This is a genomic window from Maribacter litoralis, from assembly GCF_003075045.1.
Classification (GTDB): Bacteria; Bacteroidota; Bacteroidia; order Flavobacteriales; family Flavobacteriaceae; genus Maribacter; species Maribacter litoralis.
Genome location: NZ_QCZD01000001.1, coordinates 616231 through 640670, shown reverse-complemented (window position 1 = coordinate 640670; position 24440 = coordinate 616231). Strand labels below are relative to the sequence as shown.

At 36.0% G+C, this 24440-nt stretch carries 21 protein-coding genes; 10 read left to right on the top strand and 11 right to left on the bottom strand.

Going from position 1 to position 24440, the window contains the following annotated elements; translation table 11 throughout:
• The first annotated feature begins 89 nt into the window (after positions 1 to 89).
• The gene (locus DCS95_RS03075) at positions 90 to 2687 is read left to right on the top strand and encodes a DUF6923 family protein (protein WP_116769357.1); all 2598 of its coding nucleotides are present in this window, start codon (positions 90 to 92) and stop codon (positions 2685 to 2687) included.
• Between the two features lie 78 nt (positions 2688 to 2765).
• Here the strand turns inward: DCS95_RS03075 and purL are convergent, their stop codons facing one another.
• Positions 2766 to 6488 carry a phosphoribosylformylglycinamidine synthase gene (purL, locus tag DCS95_RS03070; protein ID WP_116769356.1) on the bottom strand — a complete coding sequence of 1241 codons (3723 nt, stop codon included), beginning with the start codon at positions 6486 to 6488 and terminating at the stop codon, positions 2766 to 2768.
• A 277-nt stretch (positions 6489 to 6765) separates the two neighbouring features.
• On the opposite strand from purL, the gene DCS95_RS03065 reads away from it, so the two are divergent.
• Positions 6766 to 7131, top strand: coding sequence for a winged helix-turn-helix transcriptional regulator (locus DCS95_RS03065; protein WP_116769355.1), 366 nt, complete (start codon positions 6766 to 6768; stop codon positions 7129 to 7131).
• 159 nt (positions 7132 to 7290) lie between these two features.
• On the top strand, positions 7291 to 8883 hold the full coding sequence (locus DCS95_RS03060) for a zinc-binding metallopeptidase family protein (protein ID WP_116769354.1): 1593 nt from the start codon (positions 7291 to 7293) through the stop codon (positions 8881 to 8883).
• A 77-nt stretch (positions 8884 to 8960) separates the two neighbouring features.
• Here the strand turns inward: DCS95_RS03060 and DCS95_RS03055 are convergent, their stop codons facing one another.
• Complete coding sequence (locus tag DCS95_RS03055) at positions 8961 to 10175, bottom strand: RsmB/NOP family class I SAM-dependent RNA methyltransferase (protein WP_116769353.1); 1215 nt, start codon at positions 10173 to 10175, stop codon at positions 8961 to 8963.
• A 155-nt stretch (positions 10176 to 10330) separates the two neighbouring features.
• Here DCS95_RS03055 and DCS95_RS03050 point away from each other — a divergent pair, with 155 nt between their 5' ends.
• The gene (locus DCS95_RS03050; protein WP_116769352.1) at positions 10331 to 11353 is read left to right on the top strand and encodes a WD40/YVTN/BNR-like repeat-containing protein; all 1023 of its coding nucleotides are present in this window, start codon (positions 10331 to 10333) and stop codon (positions 11351 to 11353) included.
• Here the strand turns inward: DCS95_RS03050 and DCS95_RS03045 are convergent, their stop codons facing one another.
• The 7 genes from DCS95_RS03045 to DCS95_RS03015 form a co-directional block, all read right to left on the bottom strand.
• The gene (locus tag DCS95_RS03045; protein WP_116769351.1) at positions 11354 to 11791 is read right to left on the bottom strand and encodes a hypothetical protein; all 438 of its coding nucleotides are present in this window, start codon (positions 11789 to 11791) and stop codon (positions 11354 to 11356) included. It abuts the gene before it with no gap.
• Positions 11784 to 12290, bottom strand: a complete 507-nt coding sequence (locus DCS95_RS03040) for a hypothetical protein (protein WP_116769350.1) — start codon at positions 12288 to 12290, stop codon at positions 11784 to 11786. The genes DCS95_RS03045 and DCS95_RS03040 overlap by 8 nt, the downstream gene beginning before the upstream one ends.
• A 33-nt stretch (positions 12291 to 12323) precedes the next feature.
• Positions 12324 to 12866 carry an RNA polymerase sigma factor gene (locus DCS95_RS03035; protein ID WP_116769349.1) on the bottom strand — a complete coding sequence of 181 codons (543 nt, stop codon included), beginning with the start codon at positions 12864 to 12866 and terminating at the stop codon, positions 12324 to 12326.
• Positions 12867 to 12962: 96 nt separating this feature from the next.
• Complete coding sequence (locus DCS95_RS03030) at positions 12963 to 14789, bottom strand: ABC transporter ATP-binding protein (RefSeq protein WP_116769348.1); 1827 nt, start codon at positions 14787 to 14789, stop codon at positions 12963 to 12965.
• Complete coding sequence (locus DCS95_RS03025) at positions 14789 to 16498, bottom strand: phospho-sugar mutase (protein ID WP_116769347.1); 1710 nt, start codon at positions 16496 to 16498, stop codon at positions 14789 to 14791. Before DCS95_RS03025 ends, DCS95_RS03030 begins: the two co-directional genes overlap by 1 nt.
• Positions 16499 to 16540: 42 nt before the next feature.
• Entirely contained in the window at positions 16541 to 17500 is a 960-nt protein-coding gene (locus DCS95_RS03020) for a glycosyltransferase family 2 protein (protein ID WP_116769346.1), read from the bottom strand.
• A gap of 46 nt (positions 17501 to 17546) precedes the next feature.
• Positions 17547 to 18068, bottom strand: coding sequence for a DUF4199 domain-containing protein (locus DCS95_RS03015; RefSeq protein ID WP_116769345.1), 522 nt, complete (start codon positions 18066 to 18068; stop codon positions 17547 to 17549).
• Positions 18069 to 18249: 181 nt separating this feature from the next.
• On the opposite strand from DCS95_RS03015, the gene DCS95_RS03010 reads away from it, so the two are divergent.
• The 3 genes from DCS95_RS03010 to mtaB all read left to right on the top strand — a co-directional run bounded on the left by DCS95_RS03010 (position 18250) and on the right by mtaB (position 21244).
• Positions 18250 to 18510 carry a type B 50S ribosomal protein L31 gene (locus tag DCS95_RS03010; RefSeq protein ID WP_058103056.1) on the top strand — a complete coding sequence of 87 codons (261 nt, stop codon included), beginning with the start codon at positions 18250 to 18252 and terminating at the stop codon, positions 18508 to 18510.
• A 144-nt stretch (positions 18511 to 18654) separates the two neighbouring features.
• A complete protein-coding gene (locus DCS95_RS03005) occupies positions 18655 to 19830 on the top strand; it encodes a GlmU family protein (RefSeq protein WP_116769344.1) in 1176 nt (391 codons plus the stop codon).
• Positions 19831 to 19915: 85 nt separating this feature from the next.
• Positions 19916 to 21244 (top strand): tRNA (N(6)-L-threonylcarbamoyladenosine(37)-C(2))-methylthiotransferase MtaB, encoded by a 1329-nt coding sequence (gene mtaB / locus DCS95_RS03000; RefSeq protein WP_116769343.1) that lies wholly within the window; start codon positions 19916 to 19918, stop codon positions 21242 to 21244.
• A 37-nt stretch (positions 21245 to 21281) separates the two neighbouring features.
• Here the strand turns inward: mtaB and DCS95_RS02995 are convergent, their stop codons facing one another.
• Positions 21282 to 21578, bottom strand: coding sequence for a GNAT family N-acetyltransferase (locus DCS95_RS02995; RefSeq protein ID WP_058103053.1), 297 nt, complete (start codon positions 21576 to 21578; stop codon positions 21282 to 21284).
• Between the two features lie 178 nt (positions 21579 to 21756).
• On the opposite strand from DCS95_RS02995, the gene DCS95_RS02990 reads away from it, so the two are divergent.
• On the top strand, positions 21757 to 22419 hold the full coding sequence (locus DCS95_RS02990; RefSeq protein ID WP_116770133.1) for an alpha/beta hydrolase: 663 nt from the start codon (positions 21757 to 21759) through the stop codon (positions 22417 to 22419).
• 66 nt (positions 22420 to 22485) lie between these two features.
• A complete protein-coding gene (locus tag DCS95_RS02985) occupies positions 22486 to 23442 on the top strand; it encodes a lytic transglycosylase domain-containing protein (RefSeq protein WP_116769342.1) in 957 nt (318 codons plus the stop codon).
• Between the two features lie 2 nt (positions 23443 to 23444).
• Here the strand turns inward: DCS95_RS02985 and DCS95_RS02980 are convergent, their stop codons facing one another.
• On the bottom strand, positions 23445 to 23960 hold the full coding sequence (locus DCS95_RS02980; RefSeq protein ID WP_116769341.1) for a DUF2892 domain-containing protein: 516 nt from the start codon (positions 23958 to 23960) through the stop codon (positions 23445 to 23447).
• A gap of 267 nt (positions 23961 to 24227) precedes the next feature.
• Here DCS95_RS02980 and rpmH point away from each other — a divergent pair, with 267 nt between their 5' ends.
• Positions 24228 to 24389, top strand: coding sequence for a 50S ribosomal protein L34 (gene rpmH, locus DCS95_RS02975; protein WP_036155072.1), 162 nt, complete (start codon positions 24228 to 24230; stop codon positions 24387 to 24389).
• Positions 24390 to 24440: the final 51 nt, after the last annotated feature.

Genomic DNA, 24440 nt, shown 5'->3' with positions numbered 1-24440 from the left:
ATGTATACATCTCAACCTTTTGTAGGAATTTTCTTTATTAAATAAGGTTAGGTTTGTATGGAAGATTATTATCCCAAATCGTAGAAAACATGAAAAAAAACTACTTAACGAAAACATTTTTTAAGTCTATTGCAATATTTCTCGTCTCTTTTTCAGGATTGACGTTGATGGCGCAATCAGAACCTTTTAATTGCGATTACAACGCATATTTATTTCAGTATAATGATATCTATGCCTTAGATCTTGCCTCGGGCAGTTCTTATTTGGTAGCTGAAAATATAACATCGGGTAATGTAAACGGTGTGGGCTATAATCCAACAGACGGTTATTTGTGGGGTTATCTTTCTACACCATCTAGTACAATAGTAAGAATAGGTAAGGATTATTCAGTTGATCAATATACAATACCAGAATTGCCAACGGGTAATAAATATGTTGGCGATATATCTCCAGATGGAATTTATTATTTTAAAGCTGGCGGCTCATCATATTATAAGGTAGACATCAACCCTGAATCGGATACGTATTTAGAATACTTGGGTCAATTTCAATTAAGTCAGAGTATGGGAATAGCCGACTGGGCTTTTAATGCAGCCGATGGTATGCTATATACAGTAGAGGGTAGTACTAGATTATTATATAAAATAGACCCAGAAACGGGTACGGTTTATAATTTGGGTGCTGTTCCTATTCTTGATGGTTTAAAATATACGTTTGGTGCCGTTTACTTTGATGTTGATGGTAACTTTTATATTTCTGCCAACCAAACTGGTTCTGTTTATAAAATTGATAATGTTCAAGACATCACCTTAGGTGTCATACAATCTAACATATTTGCATTTGGTCCAGCAGCATCTAGTAATGATGGTGCGCGTTGCCCTACGGCACCTGTACCTCAAGAAGACTGTTTAAATGGAATAGATGATGATGGTGATGGGCTTGTGGATTGTGATGATCCTTCATGTTCTGGTGTAGCTGCTTGCCCCGTAATAGTTACCACTTCTAGTGCCAATAAGGGAGGACTGGAAAGTAACGACAGACTAGCGAATTTGATAAGCAAAAGAAATTTTAACCGTGCCAAGACCAACTATGTATTCGATAAAACAAAGGCTAAAAAGCTTGTTAAAAATGCATTTTACGGTCTAAGTTCAAAGAATGATGTAAATAATATTCCATTGAACTCTTTGGTACCATTAGGGGTAGTAGGTGAGACCAGTACTATTGAATCTTCACCTAGCGACCTGTTGGACTTGACCAATGCTTCAGATATTTACTCGGTTGATTATTTAAATGGCACTGAAAATCTGGGGTCGCTTATGGTCATCAAAACCGATAATAAGGTTTATGAACACAGTAAATTTATTTGTGACCGTTTTTTAGGCGCTCAATTGTTATCTGTAAGTAATATTCAATTAAGGGAAAAGGACTTTATTAAATCTATCATCAAGCAACCAGATGGTAGTCTGGAATTTGCCTTAACTTTTTCGGCTAGGGTAAATTCAGCAGGGAACTTTACTGTAGAATCTCACTGGAATATTGATGCCTACACAAATGATACCTCATTTTACAATTTTCAAATTTGGTCAAATTCAGTAGATGACTTATTATTATTGGCTGATGAAATACTAGATCTTTTAGAAGCCAATTCAGAAATATCTGAATATACGGGATCTACACCGCCACCTGTTTTTGTAAAATCTGCTAGTTATAAAAACGGCGAGGTTTTATTAAATATCGTGAACAACAATAATTCTGAAAGTATCAATTTAGAAGGAGGGCTAAAGCTTACCGAAACAAGTGATACCGAAGTATTAGGAGTTTCTGCTGATATAGATGGATATTTAGATTCTGTAGCGTTGAAAACAGGTACACTGTTTGATCTTGGCTTTAGAATTAGCACTGGGGCAGGTGCTACGCCAGATGATTTATTTGTTGCCGATGCTCCATGGGGCTTAGATGATTCTGCCGATGGAACTACGGTATCCACTTACGAAGTTTTACCTGCTGAAGGACCTTACGTAGGCGATGGTTATCCTATAGAAAGAAATATTAAACTTGGTGGTACAACCAGTAATTATTTAGGTGTGTACAGAGCCTTGAATCCTAGGTTTACTGCAGTTGATTTAAGTGATTATTCTAAGATTAGTTTTGAGGCAAAAGGTACATCGAACTTAGATGTGCAGCTGATCAAAGGTGATGGTTCAATTTATAAGACTACTATTACATTAGATAGTGAACTTAAAGTATACACGCTTTCTACAGATGATTTTACAAATGAATCTGGTGAAGCAACCGATTTTTCTGATATTAAAGTATTGTCTTTCAATTTGATTGCAGAGAATGGTTATGCTGAAGAAAAATCTATGGAGCTGCAAAATGTTGATTTTCATAACAGAGAGCCAGGTCAGGAATTTGTGGATACAGATTTAAACAAATCTGTTGTATATCCTAATCCTATGGTAGAAAGTACAAGCCTATACTTTTACGAGGAAGATGCAGATACTTATGAGTTGGATCTATATTCTCTTAGCGGAAGGTTGATCGGTAGTCACCATTTGGAAGGAGAAAGTATTGCCGGGCAAAATGAGATAATTGTTCAAAGAAAAGATTTGGCCCCAGGGCTGTACCTCTATAAACTTCAAAACTCCAAAGAAAAAACATGGAGTGGAAGGCTATTGGTGCGATAATATGTTTTGGTTGAAGTAAAAAGCTGTGTATCCAATTTATTGGAAGTACACAGCTTTTGTGGTTATAATAGGTTGTAATTATTTCTGATTAAGTAACCATTCTTTGGCATTAATAAAAGCAGTGATCCATGGTGAAACTTCATCATTTCTATCTGCTGGATAATGCGCCCAGTTCCACGGAAAAATAGAACGCTCTATATGTGGCATGGTCACAAGATGACGCCCTGTTTTGTCACAAAGCATAGCGGTATTAAAGTCACTGCCATTAGGGTTTGCCGGATAGCCTTCGTAACCATATTTAGCAACAATATCATAGTTGTCTTCAGATTGTGGTAGTGAAAATTTACCTTCACCATGAGAGATCCAAACGCCCAGTTTGCTTCCTTCTAATGAGGATAGCATAACCGAATTGTTCTTTTGTATTTCCACCGAAGTAAAATTGCTCTCATGTTTATGAGAATCGTTGTATGTCATTTTACCGTGCGTTTCATGCTCAGGATTAATTAAATCCAACTCCATGAACAATTGGCATCCGTTGCAAATGCCAACCGATAATGTATCTGGTCTAGCAAAGAAGTTTTTAATAACCGTATTGGCCTTTTCGTTGTACTTAATGGCTCCTGCCCATCCTTTTGCACTACCTAGCACATCGGAATTGGAGAACCCACCAACGGCACCTAGAAACTGAATATCCTCTAAATTCTCACGACCCGAGATAAGGTCCGTCATGTGAACATCCTTAACATCAAATCCTGCCAAGTACATCGCATTTGCCATTTCGCGCTCAGAATTACTCCCTTTCTCACGAAGAATAGCAGCTTTAGGTCTAGTTGCTGATTCATTAATAGCTCTGCCTGGTAGCTTCAATGTAGTGGCAGTTGGAAAATTATATACTAATGGTTGAACTTTATAATTGTCAAATCTATCTTTTGCCAAACCATTTGCGGTTTGTTGATTATCTAATAGGTAAGATGTCTTAAACCAGGTATCGCGAAGGGTCTCAATGTTCAAGCCCATTTCCATACCATTATTTTTTATGGTAAGAACAGCTTTGTTTATAGTGGTGCCTAATTTAATGGCATCTATCTTATTCGATTCAAAAACGGATTCAATACTATCATCTTTTGCCTGTAAAACAATACCTGCGTTTTCAGAGAACAGTACTTTAATGGTATCAGATTCACCTAGCGCTGTAAGGTCAAGATTTGCACCTAAATCTATATCGGCAAAACAAAGCTCAAGTAATGTAGTGATCAGTCCGCCAGATGCAACATCATGTCCTGCAACAATTTTATCATCTTTAATTAAAGATTGAATTGTGTTAAAAACAGTTTTAAAGTAAGCGGAATCGGTAATCGTTGGTGTTTCGCTACCAATGCTGTTTCTGGTTTGTGAGAACGAAGAACCACCTAATTTAAAAGCATCTTTAGAAAGGTTGATGTAGTAAATAGATCCGGCATCTTTTTGTAATACAGGTTCAATTACCTTATTGATATCGCTACAATTTCCGGCAGCGGAAATGACCACCGTACCTGGAGAGATAACATCGCCATCCTTATATTTTTGTTTCATGGAAAGTGAGTCCTTTCCTGTAGGTACATTGATACCTAATTCAATGGCAAAGTCAGAAACCGCTTGAACCGCTTTGTATAAACGGGCATCTTCACCTTCATTTTTACAAGGCCACATCCAGTTTGCAGATAATGAAACAGAAGCCAATCCGTCTTTTAACGGTGCCCAAATAAGATTGGTCAAAGATTCTGCAATACTATTTTTACTTCCGGCAGATGGGTCTATAAGGGCAGAAATAGGGGAGTGCCCAATACTTGTGGCAATACCTTCCTTACCTTTAAAATCCAACGCCATTACACCACAATTGTTAAGTGGTAATTGTAATGGGCCAGCACATTGTTGTTTAGCAACGCGACCACCAACACAACGGTCAACCTTGTTCGTTAACCAGTCTTTACTAGCGACAGCTTCAAGCTGGAGTACGGCGTCTAAATAATCATGAAAAAATTCAAGCGAATAGTTAGCGTTTGCATAGTTTCTTTCGACCGTGTTATCTGTCAATATGGTCTTGGGCGAGCTACCGAACATGTCCGATAATTCCAGATCCATAGGTTTTGCACCATTAGTCTTTGATTCGAAAGTAAAACGGTCATCACCGGTTACATCACCAACTTCGTACATTGGCGATCGCTCTCTATCTGCAATACGTTGAAGTAAATCAATATCCTTTTTTCCAATAACAAGTCCCATTCGTTCTTGAGACTCATTACCTATAATTTCTTTGGCGGATAAGGTAGGGTCACCCACAGGTAACTTATCCAAATCTATATTACCGCCAGTTTCCTCAACAAGTTCTGACAAGCAATTGAGGTGTCCGCCAGCTCCGTGATCATGAATGGAGACAATGGTGTTTTCCTCACTTTCTACCATACCGCGAATAGCGTTGGCAGCTCTTTTTTGCATTTCAGGATTTGAACGTTGTACTGCGTTCAATTCTATAGCAGAACTGAATTCTCCGGTATCGGCACTAGAAACTGCAGCACCACCCATACCAATTCTATAATTGTCACCACCTAGAATTACAATTTTATTACCCGTTTCTGGTTCAGCCTTTATAGCTTGTTCTATTTTGCCGTAACCTATACCGCCCGCTTGCATAATAACTTTATCATAGCCAAGCTTACGGTGATTTGAGGTAGTAGTATTTTTGTTTTCTTCGGATGAATCAAATGGAGATGAATTTTCATCGTACTCGAACGTCAATACAGATCCAGAAATTAATGGCTGACCAAATTTATTTCCAAAATCGGAAGCGCCATTAGAAGCTTTTATAAGGATATCCATAGGTGTTTGGTACAACCAATCTCTTTCGGTCATTCCTTTCTCCCAAGGTCTATCTTTTTCTAATCGGCTATATGCTGTCATATAAACCGCTGTACCTGCTAATGGTAAAGATCCTTTACCACCAGCCAATCTATCTCTGATTTCTCCACCAGCACCCGTTGCCGCACCATTAAAAGGCTCTACGGTAGTTGGGAAATTGTGGGTTTCCGCTTTTAACGAGATAACGGAATCAAATTCTTTTTCTTGATAAATATCTGGCTTATCAGCACTTTTAGGTGCAAACTGTACCACTTTTGGTCCTTTAACAAAAGCTACATTGTCCTTATAGGCAGATACAATATCATTTGGGAATTCTTGTGATGTCTTTTTAATTAGCTTGAAAAGGGAAGTGGGCATCTCTTTGCCGTCAATAACAAAAGTACCATTGAATATTTTGTGTCTACAATGCTCTGAGTTTACTTGGCTAAAACCAAAAACTTCAGAATCGGTTAACTTTCTACTCAGTTTTTTACTAAGGTTTTCTAGATATTCTACCTCTTCATCGTTAAGCGCTAAACCTTCTTGTTTGTTGAAAGCGCTAATGTCCTCAATATTCAGAATGGGTTTTGGCTCTACGTGAATAGTAAAGATATCTTGATCTAGGACCTTATACTTTTGGGAAATCATTGGGTCAAAGCCCATGAAATTCTCTTCCACTGTATTGAATTCCTCAATACGAATAATACCGGCAATACCCATGTTTTGAGTAATTTCGGTAGCATTGGTACTCCAAGGAGTAATCATTGCAGCCCTTGGACCAACAAAAAAGGCGTCAAGAGACGCCGCATTTATTTTTGGTTGGTTGCCAAACAACCATATCAATTTATTTGTATCTTCAGATGAAAGCTCCTTAGCGGTCTGTACCGCAAAAACCTTAATTGTAGGTTCCCCAAAAAAGTGAATCATTTTCGTGTGTCTGGTATTGATTTTTAAAGTACAAAATTAAGGTTTTACAAGCTAAGATTTACGGGAATTTAAAACACTTTTAAACACTGATTGTTAATGAAATTAATGAGATATTGTTTTATCTTTATCCGTCAAAATCTAAAATCCTGCTCAAGTTTTACTTTATAGGTCTAAAATGTAGACAATTACAGTTGGCTTTGTTTAAGTCTGATTTTTAGAGTTTATTAAATTTATAGTGAGATAGCTACAATTGTAAGTGGAAAATATAAAAAACAAAATGGCAAAAGAAAATTTAGAACCTAAGGCTCTCGAATATTGTATGGAAATGATAGGTGGTAAGTGGAAACCTGTTATTCTATATCATGTTGCTAAAGGAACCAACCGTTTTAATAAACTTTTCAATGAGATTGAGGGTATTAATAGGCAAATGCTAAGCAAGCAATTAAAGTCGTTGGAAAAGACCGGTATTCTTGATCGTACCCTTTATGGGGAAATGCCACCTCGTGTAGAATATACGTTAACGCCTTTGGGGAAATCTCTTTTGCCAGTTGTTCTGGCAATGACCAAGTGGGGGCAAAAACAAACCAAAGAGAAAGTTGAGGTTGTTGACCTACCACAGAATCAGCAATTACCTCTTTTTTAAAATTGTTTTGATGTGCTTTCTTAAAACGACATTTCAATAGCGCTAAAATTTCTATAATTACAAAAATAGCTTAGTAAGTTTTGAATTAGATAAAAATTCAGGGGTACCGCTCATGTACCAATGAATTTATGTACCTTTTAGTAACTAATTCAAACTAAAATGAAACAAAAAACTACCTTATTTACTGTGATGTGTTGTATGTTGACCTTATTAGGTACATATGCACAAAAGAAACGATCAAATAAACAGATCGAAAAATTAAAATCTGAAGTCTCGACCCTTGTTGATGAGAATAAAAAATTATCGCAAGTTATGGTCGATAAGATATTCAGTTTTTCTGAACTTGGATTTCAGGAAATTGAATCCTCTAAATATTTAACGGGTATTCTTTCTGAGAACGGGTTTGAAATAGAACATTCTATTTCAGGAATACCAACGGCGTGGTTCGCTACTTGGAGTAATGGTGACGGACCAATAATTGCTTTAGGTAGTGATGTTGATTGTATACCAAAGGCATCCCAATATCCAGGTGTAGCATATCATAAACCTATAGTGGAAGGCGCTCCCGGTCATGGAGAGGGTCATAATTCGGGTATTCCGATGAATATTTCATCTGCCTTGGCGGTCAAGAAAATTATGGAGCGTGAAAATATTGGCGGTACACTATTAGTGTGGCCGGGTATAGCTGAAGAATTGGTGGCAGCAAAAGCTTGGTATGTTAGAGATGGACTTTTTGATGATATTGACATGTGTATTTTTACTCATGTGGGTAATAACCTAGGGGTGTCTTACGGTCCAACAAGAGGTACGGGTCTCATATCTGTAGAATTTAGTTTTGATGGCGAAGCAGCCCATTCTGCAGGCTCACCTTGGAGAGGAAAAAGTGCTTTGGATGCAGCGGAACTTATGAATGTTGCATGGAATTATAAGAGAGAGCATTTACATCCCTTAAAACGGTCTCATTCCATATTCACCGATTCAGGTGATCAACCTAACGTGGTACCTTCAAAAGCTTCCATTTGGTTTTATTTTAGAGATATCAAATATGAGGGAATTATGGAAATGTATGCAATGGCTAACGATATGGCCAAAGGAGCTGCTCTAATGACTGGGACAACAATGACATCAAAGGTTTTGGGAACGGCATGGCCTAGACATTATAATAAGGTTATAGCGGAAACCATGTATGAAAATATTAAAGAAGTTGGTTTGCCAGAGTGGTCTGATGCGGACCAAAAACTGGCAAAAGCGGTACAGACTGAAGTCAATTCGGAAAAAATAGAAGGTTTGCCAACTAAGTTGTCCGATTTGGGACTACCTGTATTGGAGCCCATAAGTGGTGGTTCTGATGATATTGGAGATATATCATGGAAAGTACCAACGGTTACGTTGAGGTTTCCGTCAAATATACCAGGATTACAAGGTCATCATTGGAGTAATGCTATTGCTATGGCTACACCAATAGCGCATAAAGGTGTGGTGGCAGGAGCTAAGGTAGAGGCTATGACCATTATCGACTTTTTATTAAAGCCAGATTTGTTAGAAGGGGCTTGGGATTATTTCAATAACGAGCAGCAGAAAGAAACGAAATACCAACCTATGATATCGGAAAGTGATATGCCTCCTATCTACTTAAATAAAGACAAGCAAGACCAATTTAGACCGGACTTGGAAAAATACTATTATGATGAAACTAAATATGATACATATTTAGAGCAATTAGGAGTAGAATATCCAACGCTAAAGAAATAGGTGAGTAGATACTATCCATTAAAAAAGCCTTTCCGTTGCTTAGAACGGAAAGGCTTTTTTCATTGTCACTCTGACGATTAAATACTTTTTTCCAATAATGCCATGTAAAAGCCATCATATCCGCTTTTAGAAGCATATATTTTTTTGTCCTTTACCAAACTAAAATCCTTTCCTTCCTCTGATTTTAAGAACGACTGTACTTGATGACTGTTCTCTTGAGGTAAAATAGAACAGGTAGCGTATACCATTTTTCCGCCTGGTTTTACAATTTTACTGTAGTTTCTAATGATTTCGTGCTGTGTCTTTACAATTTTGTCTAGAAACTCCGGTTGCATTTTCCATTTAGAATCTGGGTTTCTTCTTAGCACACCCAATCCTGTACAAGGGGCATCGATAAGAACTCTATCTGCACTGCCGTAAAGTTTCTTATACACTTTTGTAGAATCTATTTCGCGAACTTCAATGTTATGGGCGCCATTACGTCTAGCCCTTCTTTTAAGTTCTTTCAATTTACTTCCATAGATATCCATAGAAATTAATTGTCCCTTGTTTTCCATTAAAGCCGCTAAATGCAAAGATTTTCCACCGGCACCGGCACATGTGTCTACAACGCGTTGTCCTGGTTCAATATCCAAAAAGTCTGACACTAACTGTGAAGAGGCATCTTGAACTTCAAACATACCGTTCTTAAAAGCTTGGGTTACAAAAACATTGGCTCTTTCAACTAGCTTTAAAGCAGAAGGATAGCCTTTAATGGGCTCGGCAACTATATTTTCGTCCAACAGTGCTTTGCGTAAAGTTTCCTTGTTTGTTTTTAAGGTATTGGTACGTAAAATTACTTCTGCTGGCTCATTTAATTTGGCAAGCTCCTCTGTCCATAATTTATCTCCTAAAGCTTTTTCTCCAAGCTCGTCTATCCAATCCGGAACCGCTTCCCTAAATTTTCTAATTTGCGAAAGTTCGTCGAATTTTCCTTTAATCCTTCTTTCGGGTGTTGGTTCTATTTGTTTCCAATCAGGTAGTTTAATTCCTTTTAAAACAGCCCAAACCGCCCACATGCGAAATAGATCCGGTCTGCTAAAAGGAGCTTTAACTTCTGCTATCTCAGCATAAAGGCGTTTATAGCGCACCATTTCATACGTAGTTTCCGCAATAAAACCACGATCTCGCGAACCCCAGCGTTTATCGAATTTTAATACTTTTTGAACTACCTTGTCGGCATACTGGTTTTCGTTAAATATAAGGTTAAGCGCATCTATTACGGCAAACACCAAATTTCTGTGTAATTTCATTAGAAGTGTTATTGTTACAATGTCAGAAGATTTGAAGCCGTTATTAATTTCAATTTAATTGATATAGGCTTTTATCCTCCAAAAAATTATGGCTGCAAAGGTATTGTTTTAGAAGCGATTCCATTTATTTTTGATAAACTTTATACCTTATTTACATGCGTTACATCATTCTTCTGGTAATTTTAATGGTTTCATGTTCAGAAAGTGTACAGCGCGTGCCCTTTAGTTCGGTCAAGATAGAGCCGGTTTATTCAGATTCTATAAGTATTAGGGCCATTGAAATAATGGGGAATAGTTTGGCATTTGCAGCTAACAAGGGTGCGTTTGGTACTGTTGATTTCTCAACGGGTAAAATAAGAACGAACATTCAAAAATATCATACCGGTATTCCCGCTTATAGAGCAATAGCCCATACTTCATCAGATTTTTTCATGCTGTCGATAGAATCGCCTGCTTTGTTGTATAAAACGGGAGAAAACGGACAAATGGAATTGGTATACAAAGAGGAGGGAGAGGGCGTTTTTTATGATTCCATGACTTTTTTGAACGATATGGACGGAATCGCATTGGGCGATACGGTTGATGGATGTTTGAGTGTTATAATAACATCGGATGGCGGAAAATCATGGTCAAAATTACCCTGTTCGCAATTACCGGTAGGTATTGAGGGTGAAGGAGCTTTTGCAGCAAGCAATACCAATATTAAGACTATTGGCAACAACATTTGGATGGCAACCACGGCTGGGCGAATATTATTTTCTTCGGATAAAGGAAAGACATGGAAAACTTACCGAACGCCCATTATAAATAATGAACCGACCGAAGGAATCTATTCAATTGATTTTTACGATGAAAATTTAGGGGTTGCTTTTGGTGGTGACTATACGAAACCAGAAAATGCAATGGCAAATAAGGCAATAACAACCGATGGAGGAAAAACCTGGAAATTATTGGCAAATGGTAAGCAGCCAGGGTATAAAAGTTGTGTGCAATTTGTACCAAATTCAAATGGTAAAGAATTGATTGCAGTAGGGTTTACGGGCATATCATATTCCTATGATATGGGCGAAAGTTGGAAAGAACTATCTGACGAATCTTTTTATACGATTCGATTTCAAAATGATTCCGTTGCATATGCGGCAGGAAAGAACCGAATTGCAAAACTCGTGTTCAAATAGTTATCTACCGCCTTTGTTTTGACGATATTGCTTCATTAATTGACGCTTAAACTCTTCTTCCGATCGCAGTAATAACAACGTCTTTTTTGCGGTTATAACTTTGCTTACGTCTTTTAGGAATTTAGTATCCAGAGCTTCCTCTTCCTCTTCAATTTTAATATGTAAGGCCAAGAGGTTTTCTGCCTCTTTTTCGGTAAGACCATCGGCATCTTTTATTTTACCTCTAATTTGGTCGTGATTCTTTTTTCGTAATTTATTTCTATCCTCTTGATATTTGTTGTAAACAGGCCAAAAATCTTGTGCTTCTTTACTGCTTAAAGAGAGTTTTTCGGTTATGAAAGCTACTTTAAGGGTATTTATCTTTTCCCAATCTTGATTTCTTTGTGAAAAAGAAATAGTGGAGACAAACAGAAATATAATAAGTACAAGTCTATTCATTATCGTAAAAATTTAATTCGTCAAAATCACTTACATTTTCATTTAAGTAATCGAGAAGGTTATCGCTCTCAATAGGAGCGTTTAAAAAATCTGAAAACTCGGTATTCGTTACCGGTAGAACTTCGGCTATCTCGTAAGGAGACAATTCAAAATCGTTATTTTCAAAATAGGCTTCAATATCGGTATTCGCCAAGTCGCTAAAACTTAGTTCTTGTTCACTGTTCCAATCGTACCCTAAGGCAATTAGGGCAATTGCAGCAATCGACGCGGCTACAGCAATAATTTTCTTAATTGGAAAAAGCGGAATTACTTTTGATTCATTCTCAAGCTTGTTATTTAACCTTTCATTGAACGACTCAAAATAATTGTCAGGAACCTTAAACGCACTTTCTTCTGGAAAAGAACTTTCAGGTTGAGACAATTTATCCATCAACCTTTCCTCGAAGCTATTGAAATAGCCTTCTGGAGTTTTAAACGGAATGTTATTTTTTTTGTTCATGATACAAGTTTGACACTCAATTATATAAAAGGTTTAATCTTCTTTTAAATACTGTTCAAGTTTTTTCACCGCTAGGTGGTAAGAAGCTTTTAAGCCGCCAACAGAAGTGTTCAATATTTCAGAAATTTCCTCATACTTCAGCTCCTGAAAATACTTCATGTTAAAAACCAATTTTTGCTTTTCAGGTAATGTAGCAATTGCCTTTTGAAGTTGAAGTTGAATTTCGTCTCCTTCAAAATAAACGTCTGCTTCTAAATTTTCAACTAATCTATCTTGGTAGTTGGTATCCGATACGCCTTGTATTTTTGCTCTTTGCTTTATAAAATTTAAAGCCTCGTTGGTGGCAATACGGTACATCCAAGAAAATAATTTACTATCACCTTTAAATCCGTCAATATTTTTATAAACTTTTATAAAGGTGTTTTGTAGTACATCATCGGCATCATCATGGTTTAAAACAATACTACGTATTTGCCAATACAGACGCTCTTTATAGGTATTTACCAATACCTCAAAAGCTTGCGCTTGCTTGCTTTTAGTTTTTAAATCCAATACTAATGTTTCCTCTTCGATCACTTAGAAATGAGGTTTGTTTATCTTTAGACCAAGAAGTTGGCTAAAGGTTTAATCTTGTGGTAATTTAATCTAATTTTAATCGTCGTTATCTGCTATTTAAGCCAAAGATTGCATTTGCACCAGCTTATGATATGTACCGTTAAGCTCTAAAAGTTCATTGTGTGTACCTTGCTCTACAATTTCTCCTTTTTGTAGCACTACAATAGTATCTGCGTTTTGAATAGTAGAAAGTCTATGTGCAATAACGATCGAAGTTCTATTCATCATCATCTTTTCTAGGGCATCTTGTACCAATCGTTCACTCTCGGTATCTAAAGCGGATGTTGCTTCGTCTAAAATCATTATTGGAGGATTCTTTAGAACAGCCCTCGAAATGGATAGACGCTGTTTTTGACCACCACTTAATTTATTACCGCTATCACCAATATTAGTGTTGTACCCATTTGGTAATTCCATGATGAAATCATGTGCATTGGCAATTTTTGCGGCCGCTATTATTTCTTCTTCCGTAGCATTTTCTTTACCTAACCCTATATTATTTTTAACCGTATCATTGAAGAGTATTGAATCTTGAGTAACCAACCCTAACAAACCACGAAGCGATTTTTTACTTAGGTTTTTGATGTTGTTTCCATCAATGCTAATATCTCCTTCGTTAACATCGTAAAAACGCGTTACAAGATTGGCAATGGTGCTTTTTCCACTACCAGATTGACCTACTAGGGCTACCGTCTTACCTTTTTCAACGATTAGGTTAAAGTTTTTTAAGACGTACTCATCTTCATATTTAAATGAAATATTATTGATATTTACAGCCGTATCAAAGGTATTTTGTTGAATGGGATTCTCAATCTCGGAAATAGGATTTTCAGTTTCTAAAATCTCTAAAACACGTTCTGCCGCTGCATTTCCTTTTTTAACTCCGTAAGATGCTTTACTAATTGCCTTTGCCGGAGTCAGTATTTGGTATGACAATGCCATGTAAGTAATGAATAGTTCCGCTTCAAGCGTTTTTTCTACAAGTACCATTTGTCCGCCATACCAAAGGATTACACCTATAGCGGCAATACCGAAAAATTCACTTGTTGGTGACGCTAAATTTTGTCTGTTCAACAAGCTATTTGAAAAATTAAAAAATCGTTTAGTGGAAGCTTGAAATTTCTTCGCAAATACAGATTCTGAATTAAAAGCTTTTATAACTCGTAAGCCACCTAATGTTTCCTCTAAAATAGATAAGAAATAACCTTGTTCATTTTGAACCTTGTCCGATTTTCGCTTTAATGATTTTCCGATTAGTGAAATTAAAAAGCCGGAGAGGGGAAGAAATAGAAAAACAAATAATGTCAATTTCGGACTTATTGCGAGCATGGCTATAATGGTGAAAATTATGGTAAGCGGCTCTCTAACAATTAATTCCAATATAGATAAGAAAGAATGTTGAATTTCTAAGACATCTGAAGTAATACGGGCAATAGTGTCACCTTTCCTTTTTTCCGAATAATAGGAGATGGGTAATTCTACTGTTTTATCGTAAAGCTCGTTACGTAAGTCCTTAAGTACACCATTACGTAAAAAAGTAATGAAATACATAGCTAGGTAATTGAAAAGATTTTTTAGCAAGAACATGGTAATGATCAACCCCACCATGAGCATAAGAACTTCACCAGGGTCACTATGCTGGCTTTGTTCCGTTATATAAAAATTTAGCGAATCGGTTACATAATCTTTTAATCCGGTAATACCATCCCACTGTGGTTTGGTATATATTTTTTCCGTTTGTTTAAAAAGCACGTTCAACATTGGAAATAATGATATCATTGCCAATGTTGAAAACAGTGCATAAAAGATGTTAGATATAATGTTTAAAATAGCATATACCTTGTAAGGCTTCGCAAAGCGAAGAATCTTTTTGAAATAGTTCATTAAGCTAAATTAAGCTCAGCAAGTATGTTCTTGATCTTTTGATCAAGTTCTGCTGCTACTTTTTTATAATCTTCAGTTTTTTGCAATTTCGTATTGGTGCTGATGTAGAATTTAACCTTAGGTTCTGTGCCGCTAGGTCTTGCTGCTATTCTAGTACCATCTTCCGTTTCGTAGATTAATACGTTAGATTTTGGAATATCAATAGCTTTTTCTTCACCGGTCAATACATTTTTAGCAATTGAAGTGTTGTAATCTTCAATCCACTTTACTTTAGAACCAGCAACAGATTCCACCGGGTTTTCTTTAAAGTCCTTCAACATCTGCTTAATTTCTTCGGCACCACTAATACCTTTTTTAGTGATGGAAACTAAATGCTCTTTATAAAATCCATAATCAACATAACATTGAATTAAGTCTTTGTAAAAAGAACTACCATTAGCTTTTGCTTGGCTAGCAATTTCACAAGCCAATAGGGTAGAGGTAACCGCATCTTTATCGCGAACAAAATCACCTACCATATAACCAAAACTCTCTTCGCCACCACCGATAAAATCGGACTCGGGGAAATCTTTAATCATTTTGCCGATCCATTTAAATCCGGTCAAAGAAGTTTTAAATTCTACTCCGTATGCTTTCGCCATGGCTTCCATCATTGGAGTAGAAACTATAGTTGTAGCAATAAACTCATTGCCTTTGAAGCCTTTTTCTTTTCTCTTTTCTAGAAGAAACTTTGTCATTAGAACCATAGCCTGGTTTCCGTTAACAATTTCCATTTCACCGTCAAGGTTTCGTACCGCAATGCCTAAACGGTCGCTATCAGGATCTGTACCTACAACCATGTCCGCACCAATTTCTTCAGCCTTTTTTACGGCCATTGAAAGTGCTTCTGATTCTTCTGGATTAGGAGATTTAACCGTTGGAAAGTTTCCGTCTGGTTTGGCTTGTTCTTCAATTATAGTTACGTTTTCATACCCGCCAAGTTTCAATACTTCGGGTATGGCAGTGATCGATGTGCCGTGTAGCGATGTGAAAACTATTTTAAAATCATCTTTTCCTGCAGCATTAAAATTACCGGCAGCAACTGATTGTGAAATAAAAGCTTCATCAACTTCCTTATCGATTACTTGAATTAAACTATCATTGGCAGTGAATTTGATATCTTCAAAACCGAGGGCGTTAATTTCGGCAATAATCTCTCCATCCTGTGGAGGTACTATTTGTCCGCCATCTGTCCAATATACCTTATAACCATTATATTCTGGTGGATTGTGAGATGCGGTCAAAACAATACCGGCATGGCAGTTTAGATGTCTAACGGCAAATGAAAGTTCTGGTGTGGTACGTAATTCTGAAAAAAGAAATACTTTGATTCCATTTGCAGAAAATACTTCGGCAACCGTTCTAGCCAGTGTGTCGCTATTATTACGACAATCGAATGCGATGACTACTTTAATATCTTCGCCTTGGTATACTTTATTTAAATAATTGCTAAGACCTTGTGTACTCTTACCAAGCGTGTATTTGTTGATACGGTTGGTGCCTACACCCATAACGCCTCTCATTCCGCCGGTTCCGAACTCCATATTTTTATAAAAACGGTCGTTCAGTTCTTCTTTATCGTTAGCGATAAGGTGTTCAATTTCTTTTTTTACGGCTGGATCAAAAAAATCGGTTAGCCAGGTTTTTGCGGTATCTAGGATGTTATCCATAGGTTTATAGTTTTATGTGCATTTAAGTTAATGAGAATTTTATTATTCTAAAAGAGTCGTGTTCAATTCTTTAGATATTATATATCTCTTTTCTTCTTTCTTTGAACGTATTAGTATTTCACCAATAAAACCGGCTAAGAACAATTGAGTTCCTATGACCATGGCAACCAGTGAAATATAGAACTGTGGTCGGTCTGTGAGTAATCTTCCAAATTTATTTATGAATAGTTTGTCTATCCCTAAATATAAAGCAAATCCGAATCCGATTAAAAACATTAAAACGCCCAAGGCACCGAATAAGTGCATAGGTCGTTTACCGAATCTAGAAACGAACCAAATGGTCAATAAATCTAGAAAACCATTTATGAAACGTTCCATTCCAAATTTTGTTTTACCATATTTACGCGCTTGGTGTTGAACGACTTTTTCCCCAATTTTGGAAAAGCCCGCATTTTTTGCCAATACCGGAATATACCTGTGCATTTCGCCAGAAACTTCAATATTCTTGACCACATTTTTTGCATAGGCTTTTAGACCACAATTAAAATCATGTAATCGAACACCGGAAGTTCTTCTAGCGGCCCAGTTGAACAGTTTAGAAGGTGTATTTTTAAAAATTATTGAATCGTAGCGTTTCTTTTTCCATCCAGAAACCAATTCATAACCTTCATGGGTTATCATGTTATATAACTCGGGGATTTCTTCTGGATTATCCTGTAAATCGGCATCCATGGTGATGATAACATCTCCTTCAACAGCTTTAAAACCGGCATGTAAAGCTTGCGATTTGCCAAAGTTTCGTAAAAAATGGATTCCCTTGACCGAGGGATTTTGGTTGGATAATTCTGTAATTATATTCCAAGAATTATCTGTACTGCCGTCATCGACAAAAAGTATTTCGTAAGAAAAATGATTGGATTGCATTACAGATACAATCCAATCATGAAGTTCTTTAAGTGATTCTTCTTCGTTAAGTAAAGGAATTACTATTGATAATTGCATGCGCGACTTCTGGTATTATCTCCAAAAATACTACAATTACTTAGTATTAATAAGCTGCTTCTTCTTTTTTCAAGATTAATCCGGTGATTAAAGAAAAGAATAATCCGATTAGCACATTAATAACTAAACCCACAGGGTACATAATCCAAGCAAATCCTTTTTGCATTTCTATGCCTTGGTCAACTTGCTCTTCGGTAAGACTAGGGTTGTCAGCCATGGTTTTAATTTTACCAATTTCATATACCTTATCTAAGTAACCAGGTTCAATTACATTAGATAAAATGAAGAAATATAATAATCCAACAATTGCAGCGATAAGAGCGACACCGGCTCCAACTTTTAAAGATTCTGAAATAGTTAAAAATCCGCCACTAGCTTTTTTAAATTGTACGATTGCAAAAATAATACCCGCAGCTAAAATTAAGGTCTGGGTAATTTGAGTAGCAGCACCTTGTTCATAGTGCATGTCCATTGCAAAAAGCATAATACCGAATATTACACCAATAACACCAGTGAGTAAGCCATACTTTAGTGCAAATTTTCCTGTTTTAGGTTGATTTTCTTCCATTTGATATTGTGATTATAGGTTGATTTATTTATTAGTATCATATTGGTTTATTTTGTTACAAATGTGATGAAATATTATTTTTGTTTTTTTTACGATTTGTAATTGTTCATTTATAGAATTTCACTATTTTTGCAGCCTTAAAATGAGTGCCCGTCGGAATGGGTGCGTTAAAGTTTTTAAAATGAAAAAAGATATACACCCAGAAAATTATAGAATCGTGGCCTTTAAGGACATGTCTAACGAAGAGGTATTTTTAACAAAATCTACAGCGGATACAAAGGAAACTTTAGAGGTTGATGGTGTTGAGTATCCATTGGTAAAATTGGAAATCTCAAGAACTTCTCACCCTTTTTACACTGGTAAAGCCAAATTATTGGATACAGCCGGTCGTATCGATAAGTTCAAGAACAAGTACAAGAAATTCTCGAAAGAAGAGAAATAATCATTTTATTTCTTTAGATAAATATAACGCCTTCGGATTTTTCGAAGGCGTTTCTTTTTATTTTAACTTTTAAATAATGGAAGTTGTCCATTATATATAAACGCTCAAAGGATAATTGTTAATTTTGAAAAAAAATCATCTTGTATGAACTTTATTCTTTTTGATGGTCCGAGTAGGAATCATTTATTGCCTTTTACTTTTACCCGTCCGGTTTCAGAAATTCGCGTTGGTATTTTAACGCTCCGTGAAAGGTGGGAAGCATATTTAAAAGATTCCGTTTCGTCTCTAACAGAAGACTATTTAAGTATTAAATATCCCGTCAATATTAAAGGTGAAAATATATTCATAAATGCATCGGTTTTGCCTAGTGATGATTTGCTTAAAGGGGTAAAATCTTTAAATAGCGGGGAGGTCCTAAAATCAGGGGATTTAACCATAGCTTATTCAAGTGATTCGGCTAAATCTGATGATGAATTGACTTCTTTTAAAATAGCTGAGTTTGCAGGAGAACTGGTTCAGATTAATAATACGTGGGATATTTTTGATAAGAATGCCGATATTTTACAATCTGACTTTGATTTTATTACCAAAGGAAGAAAAAGTCAACCTATTTCAGAAACAAATCAATTGATTCACCCAGAGCGTATATTTCTTGAAGAAGGTGCCAAGGTTGAATTTAGTATACTCAATGCAACTGACGGACCTATTTATTTAGGGAAGAATTCCGAAATATGGGAAGGAAGTCTTGTGCGAGGAGCCCTGGCACTTTGCAACAATGCAATTATAAAAATGGGCGGTAAGCTTTATGGTGCAACAACTATAGGTCCGTATAGTAAGGTGTGTGGTGAAGTAAGTAACTCCGTTATTTTTGGCTACTCTAGTAAAGGTCATGAAGGGTATTTAGGTAATGCCGTATTAGGGGAGTGGTGCAACATTGGTGCGGATTCCAATAACTCTAATCTTAAAAATAATTATGCAAAAGTTCGTTTATGGGACTATGCAACCGAACGTTTTGAACAAACGGGATTACAGTTTTGTGGGTTAATGATGGGTGATCATAGCAAAACGGCCATAAATACCATGTTCAATACGGGGACTGTAATTGGTGTAAACTCAAATATATATGTTCCGGGTTTTCCAAGAAATTTTGTTCCTAGTTTTAGTTGGGGCGGTGCTTCTGGTTTTACAGCCTATCAACCGGCAAAAGCATTTGATGCAGCTAAGGTAATGATGGCTAGAAGAGGAGTGGAGTTTAATGAGGTTGAAGCCGATATTTTGACACATGTATTTGAAATAACAAAGAAATGGAGAAAGTACTAATTGCTTAATTCTGACTACCAATTAGTTGTGATTTTTTAAGCTAGTATAAGATTAAGTATTTTTGCATTCTCAAAGAGATGATTAGATGAAGAAAAAAGTGGCATTTTACACTTTAGGATGTAAGTTGAATTTTTCAGAGACTTCTACCATTGCCAGAAACTTTACAGATGAAGGTTTCGAAAGGGTAGACTTTTCCGAAGAAGCGGATATGTACGTTATTAATACATGTTCTGTGACAGATAATGCCGATAAGAAATTTAAGACGATTGTAAAAAAGGCTCAAAAAATCAATCCTGATGCATTTGTAGCTGCTGTTGGTTGTTATGCACAGTTAAAACCTGAAGAACTGGCAGATGTTGATGGTGTCGATTTGGTTTTGGGGGCTACTGAAAAATTTAAGATAACCGACTATATAAACGATTTAACCAAAAATGATCATGGTCAAGTGCACTCTTGTGAAATTGCAGATGCAGATTTTTATGTTGGTAGTTATGCTATTGGTGATAGAACAAGGGCTTTTTTAAAGGTTCAAGATGGCTGTGACTATAAATGTACTTATTGCACTATACCACTGGCAAGAGGTATTTCTCGAAGCGATACGCTAGAAAATGTACTAAAGAACGCTGCAGATATTTCTGAGCAAGGTATAAAGGAGATCGTGCTTACAGGTGTTAATATAGGTGATTACGGTAAAGGTGAGTTCGGTAATAAAAAGCACGAGCATACTTTTTTAGATTTGGTAAAGGCGTTGGATGATGTAGATGGTATTCATCGTCTTCGAATTTCGTCAATTGAGCCAAACCTGTTAAAGAATGAGACTATCGAGTTTGTGTCTCAAAGTAAAACTTTTGTGCCTCATTTTCATATTCCGTTGCAAAGCGGTAGTGACGATCTTCTAAAATTAATGAAGCGTAGGTATATGACCAACCTTTATAGGGAACGTGTATCTAAGATTAGGGAGGTGATACCAAACTGTTGTATTGGTGTGGATGTTATCGTCGGTTTCCCCGGTGAAACGGAAGAACATTTTTTAGAGACCTATCATTTTTTAAATGATTTGGATATTTCTTACCTACATGTATTTACCTATTCTGAAAGAGATAATACTCCGGCTGCTACTATGAACGGTGTGGTGCCGAATAAGGTACGTAACAAGAGAAGTAAAATGTTACGAGGCTTGTCCGTAAAGAAAAGAAGGGCGTTTTACGAAAGCCAACTCGGTAATGATCTCACTGTATTGTTTGAAGGGGAAAATAAAGAAGGTTACATACATGGTTTTACCGAAAACTATGTAAAGGTAAAAGCACCATGGAATCCTGCATTGGTCAATACTTTGCGCAAAGTGCAGCTTACGGAAATTGATGCTGATGGTTTGGTTCGGTTTAATTTTGTAAAAGAAGAAGTAGAAGTATAAAAAAAGCCTTTCGTAAAAGAAAGGCTTTTAAATTTTGTTAGATTCGAATACCTATCGGTAACATCTCTTTGTACTGTCTTCGGTTTTTACGAAGAAATCCGGCAATATGCGGACTAGTTGGAACAACTCTAAGGTTTCTTTCTTGAATAATACTTAGAACGGCTTTGATGAAGTTTTCTCTAAAACTCTCGTCTGTAATTTCTTCTGGAACTACCAATTTGGTAAGAAAGACTTTTCGTTCTTGAGAAGAGTATTCAATTCTCGCAAGATGACCGTTAACTGTAGTTTCAAATTGGCGCAGAAAAGAATTGTCATTAATGATAACATCGTTCATATAGATAATTTTAGTGTTGTTATTAGACAAAAAAATTACGATGTTCTCATATCGTAATTTCGTCATTTAGAAATGCTATAAAAAATTAAACACAATGAAAAGAAAGTGTTTTTCACATTCTCTTACAAAACTAGTTAAAAATTACTTAATTTCCTAGTTTTTACTACGCTTCATGGCTATGAAAGATAATAGAATTCATTTGTATTGTATGCCGGGTATGGCTGCAAGTCCTACTATATTTGAGTATTTAAATCTACCACAAGATAAATTTATGCTGCATTTTTTAGAATGGATTATTCCTACAAAGGGTATTTCCTTTACTGACTATGCAAAGAAAATGAGCGGAGAAATCAATGAAGATAATGTGGTGTTGTTAGGTGTGTCTTTAGGTGGACTTCTGGTACAAGAAATGACCAAATATATACAGGTAAAAAAGGTGATTATCGTTTCAAGTGTAAAAACGCGACATGAGCTACCAAAAAGAATGTTGTTTGCAAGATATACCAGTATACATAAATTGCTTCCCACAAGGTTGATTAATAATGTAGAATTAGTTGCTAAATATGCCTTTGGTGAAAGCATAACCAAGAGGTTGTCGTTATATGAAAAGTATCTGTCAATTAGAGATAAAAATTATATAGATTGGTGTATTCATGAATTGGTAAATTGGAATCAAGAAGTACCGTGTGATAAATTGGTACATATTCATGGTGAGAAAGACACTGTTTTTCCAATAAATCATATATCCAATTGTATTCGGGTTAAGAATGGAACCCATACCATGATAATTCATAGGGCAAAATGGTTTAACGAGAACTTGCCAACAATTATTTTGGAATAAGATAGTTCTATATATACCTTTGGTTGACTATAAAAGTTGGTAGAAATAAATTAAAATATAAAATTCATGAAAACTATTAAGAATGTATTGATGTTGTTAGGAGTGGTATTTGTTGCGGGTACATTGATATTTGCCGTGGGTAATACCAATGCAACCGCTGTTAAAGACAATTTAGTAGTAAATGATAGTGTTCAGAAAAATGTGGCAAAATCATATAAAATTTCGTCTATTGAGATACCTGAGAATTTAAATTTCGCGGGGGAAGTGGTTCCACAAGATGATCCAGAGATTTTAGAAAGAATTGACCGTGAGTTTTTGGTGAATACATACTGGCAGTCAAATGCCGTTTTACTTATTAAAAGAGCTCATAAATATTTTCCGGTTATAGAGCCGATTTTAGCAAAAAATGGTATTCCAGATGATTTTAAATATTTGGCTGTTGCAGAAAGCGGTTTAACAAATGTGGTTTCTCCTGCTGGGGCTACAGGATTTTGGCAAATTATGAAAGGTACGGGTAGGGAGTATGGTCTTGAAGTGAATTCTAATGTAGATGAACGTTATCACCTAGAGAAATCTACAGAAGTAGCTTGTAAGTATTTAAATAGATGGAAGAATAAATATGGTAGCTGGGCTTTAACGGCAGCTGCTTATAATGCAGGTCCTGGTGCTATCAATAAATACATGGGTATACAGCAAGTTGATAATTATTGGGATTTATTGCTGGGTAGTGAAACCGGTAGATATGTGTTCAGGATTATGGCTATAAAGGAGATTCTTTCTAATCCTGAAAAGTATGGTTTTCATATAGAAAAAGAAGATATGTACGAGGCTGTACCTACTTTTACGGTAGAAATAGATGAGCCAGTTGCTGATTTTGCCGACTTTGCTCAAGAGTACGAAATCAATTATAAAATATTAAAGCGCCATAACCCATGGTTGAGAGAGGCGCATTTAAATAATAGTTCTCGAAAAAAGTATACTATAGAAATTCCGAATAAAGGATATTATAGGGGAACCAAATAAATTTAGATTTTTTTCATTTGTTGCTGCATCATTTTAATTTGATCCGTCAACATATTGTTTTTGTCTAGCTTTTTTGCTTCGTTCAATAATGTAGTAGCTTCTCTTTTACGTCGTTTCTGCATAGATATACCTGCCAAGCTAAGTTTTGCCATAGCAACATCATAGTCCATCGTTAGACCTAGCTTTAATGCTTTTTTAAAGTATTTTTCCGCCTGGGTCAAATTGGTCTGTGAAAAAATGATACCGTGTAGGTAGTTGTAATAACCTTGTTGTTTAACGGTTAATGCAGCTTCGGGGTTTTTAATTTTATCTAACCAGTTTTTTGTTCCGGTCAAATCTTGCTTACGCATTCTTAAAAACGCCAAGAGAATGATTTCATTTCTAAAATAAAGGAATATAAATATTAAAGAGAATAGGATAAGAAATATACCATTTCCAATATTACCTTCTATAAATTGGTATACGGCGTAGGCAATTATTAGTCCTGCAATAACTAATTTTAAATTTTTATTGAACATATTTTGAGTTTTTTAATCTAGTTGATCGTTAAATTGAGATTTTAATTTTAATCGAAACCCTATTAAAATAAAGCGGTTTCAAGGCAAAAATTGAATTCGGGCAAAATTAATCAAAAGCTTCGTTTTCAGACGTACGGATTTATAAAAATATTTTTTTTCATAACCCTTGCTAAAGCAAAAACTCTTTGTATATTTGCGCCCAGTTTTACCTGTCCTTTGAAAAGGACAAATTTCAAAATTAATACAAAGCATTTAATTATATAGGCGATGAGCAAGAGAACGTTTCAACCATCAAAGAGAAAAAGAAAGAACAAACACGGTTTTCGTGAGCGTATGGCTTCCGTTAATGGAAGAAAAGTTCTTGCAAGAAGAAGAGCAAAAGGAAGAAAGAAGTTAACTGTTTCCTCTGAACCAAGTCATAAAAAATAATGATTTCATTGTTTTAAAAATATTTAGGTGTTACTTTTCTGAAAGTAACAC

What these genes read in the sequence shown, in the direction of transcription:
- DCS95_RS03075 (WP_116769357.1), top strand. Translation starts at nt 90, where the DNA reads ATGAAAAAAAACTACTTAACGAAAACATTTTTTAAGTCTATTGCAATA.
- purL (WP_116769356.1), bottom strand. Translation starts at nt 6,488, where the DNA reads ATGATTCACTTTTTTGGGGAACCTACAATTAAGGTTTTTGCGGTACAG.
- DCS95_RS03065 (WP_116769355.1), top strand. Translation starts at nt 6,766, where the DNA reads ATGGCAAAAGAAAATTTAGAACCTAAGGCTCTCGAATATTGTATGGAA.
- DCS95_RS03060 (WP_116769354.1), top strand. Translation starts at nt 7,291, where the DNA reads ATGAAACAAAAAACTACCTTATTTACTGTGATGTGTTGTATGTTGACC.
- DCS95_RS03055 (WP_116769353.1), bottom strand. Translation starts at nt 10,175, where the DNA reads ATGAAATTACACAGAAATTTGGTGTTTGCCGTAATAGATGCGCTTAAC.
- DCS95_RS03050 (WP_116769352.1), top strand. Translation starts at nt 10,331, where the DNA reads ATGCGTTACATCATTCTTCTGGTAATTTTAATGGTTTCATGTTCAGAA.
- DCS95_RS03045 (WP_116769351.1), bottom strand. Translation starts at nt 11,791, where the DNA reads ATGAATAGACTTGTACTTATTATATTTCTGTTTGTCTCCACTATTTCT.
- DCS95_RS03040 (WP_116769350.1), bottom strand. Translation starts at nt 12,290, where the DNA reads ATGAACAAAAAAAATAACATTCCGTTTAAAACTCCAGAAGGCTATTTC.
- DCS95_RS03030 (WP_116769348.1), bottom strand. Translation starts at nt 14,789, where the DNA reads ATGAACTATTTCAAAAAGATTCTTCGCTTTGCGAAGCCTTACAAGGTA.
- DCS95_RS03025 (WP_116769347.1), bottom strand. Translation starts at nt 16,498, where the DNA reads ATGGATAACATCCTAGATACCGCAAAAACCTGGCTAACCGATTTTTTT.
- DCS95_RS03020 (WP_116769346.1), bottom strand. Translation starts at nt 17,500, where the DNA reads ATGCAATTATCAATAGTAATTCCTTTACTTAACGAAGAAGAATCACTT.
- DCS95_RS03015 (WP_116769345.1), bottom strand. Translation starts at nt 18,068, where the DNA reads ATGGAAGAAAATCAACCTAAAACAGGAAAATTTGCACTAAAGTATGGC.
- DCS95_RS03010 (WP_058103056.1), top strand. Translation starts at nt 18,250, where the DNA reads ATGAAAAAAGATATACACCCAGAAAATTATAGAATCGTGGCCTTTAAG.
- DCS95_RS03005 (WP_116769344.1), top strand. Translation starts at nt 18,655, where the DNA reads ATGAACTTTATTCTTTTTGATGGTCCGAGTAGGAATCATTTATTGCCT.
- mtaB (WP_116769343.1), top strand. Translation starts at nt 19,916, where the DNA reads ATGAAGAAAAAAGTGGCATTTTACACTTTAGGATGTAAGTTGAATTTT.
- DCS95_RS02995 (WP_058103053.1), bottom strand. Translation starts at nt 21,578, where the DNA reads ATGAACGATGTTATCATTAATGACAATTCTTTTCTGCGCCAATTTGAA.
- DCS95_RS02990 (WP_116770133.1), top strand. Translation starts at nt 21,757, where the DNA reads ATGAAAGATAATAGAATTCATTTGTATTGTATGCCGGGTATGGCTGCA.
- DCS95_RS02985 (WP_116769342.1), top strand. Translation starts at nt 22,486, where the DNA reads ATGAAAACTATTAAGAATGTATTGATGTTGTTAGGAGTGGTATTTGTT.
- DCS95_RS02980 (WP_116769341.1), bottom strand. Translation starts at nt 23,960, where the DNA reads ATGTTCAATAAAAATTTAAAATTAGTTATTGCAGGACTAATAATTGCC.
- rpmH (WP_036155072.1), top strand. Translation starts at nt 24,228, where the DNA reads ATGAGCAAGAGAACGTTTCAACCATCAAAGAGAAAAAGAAAGAACAAA.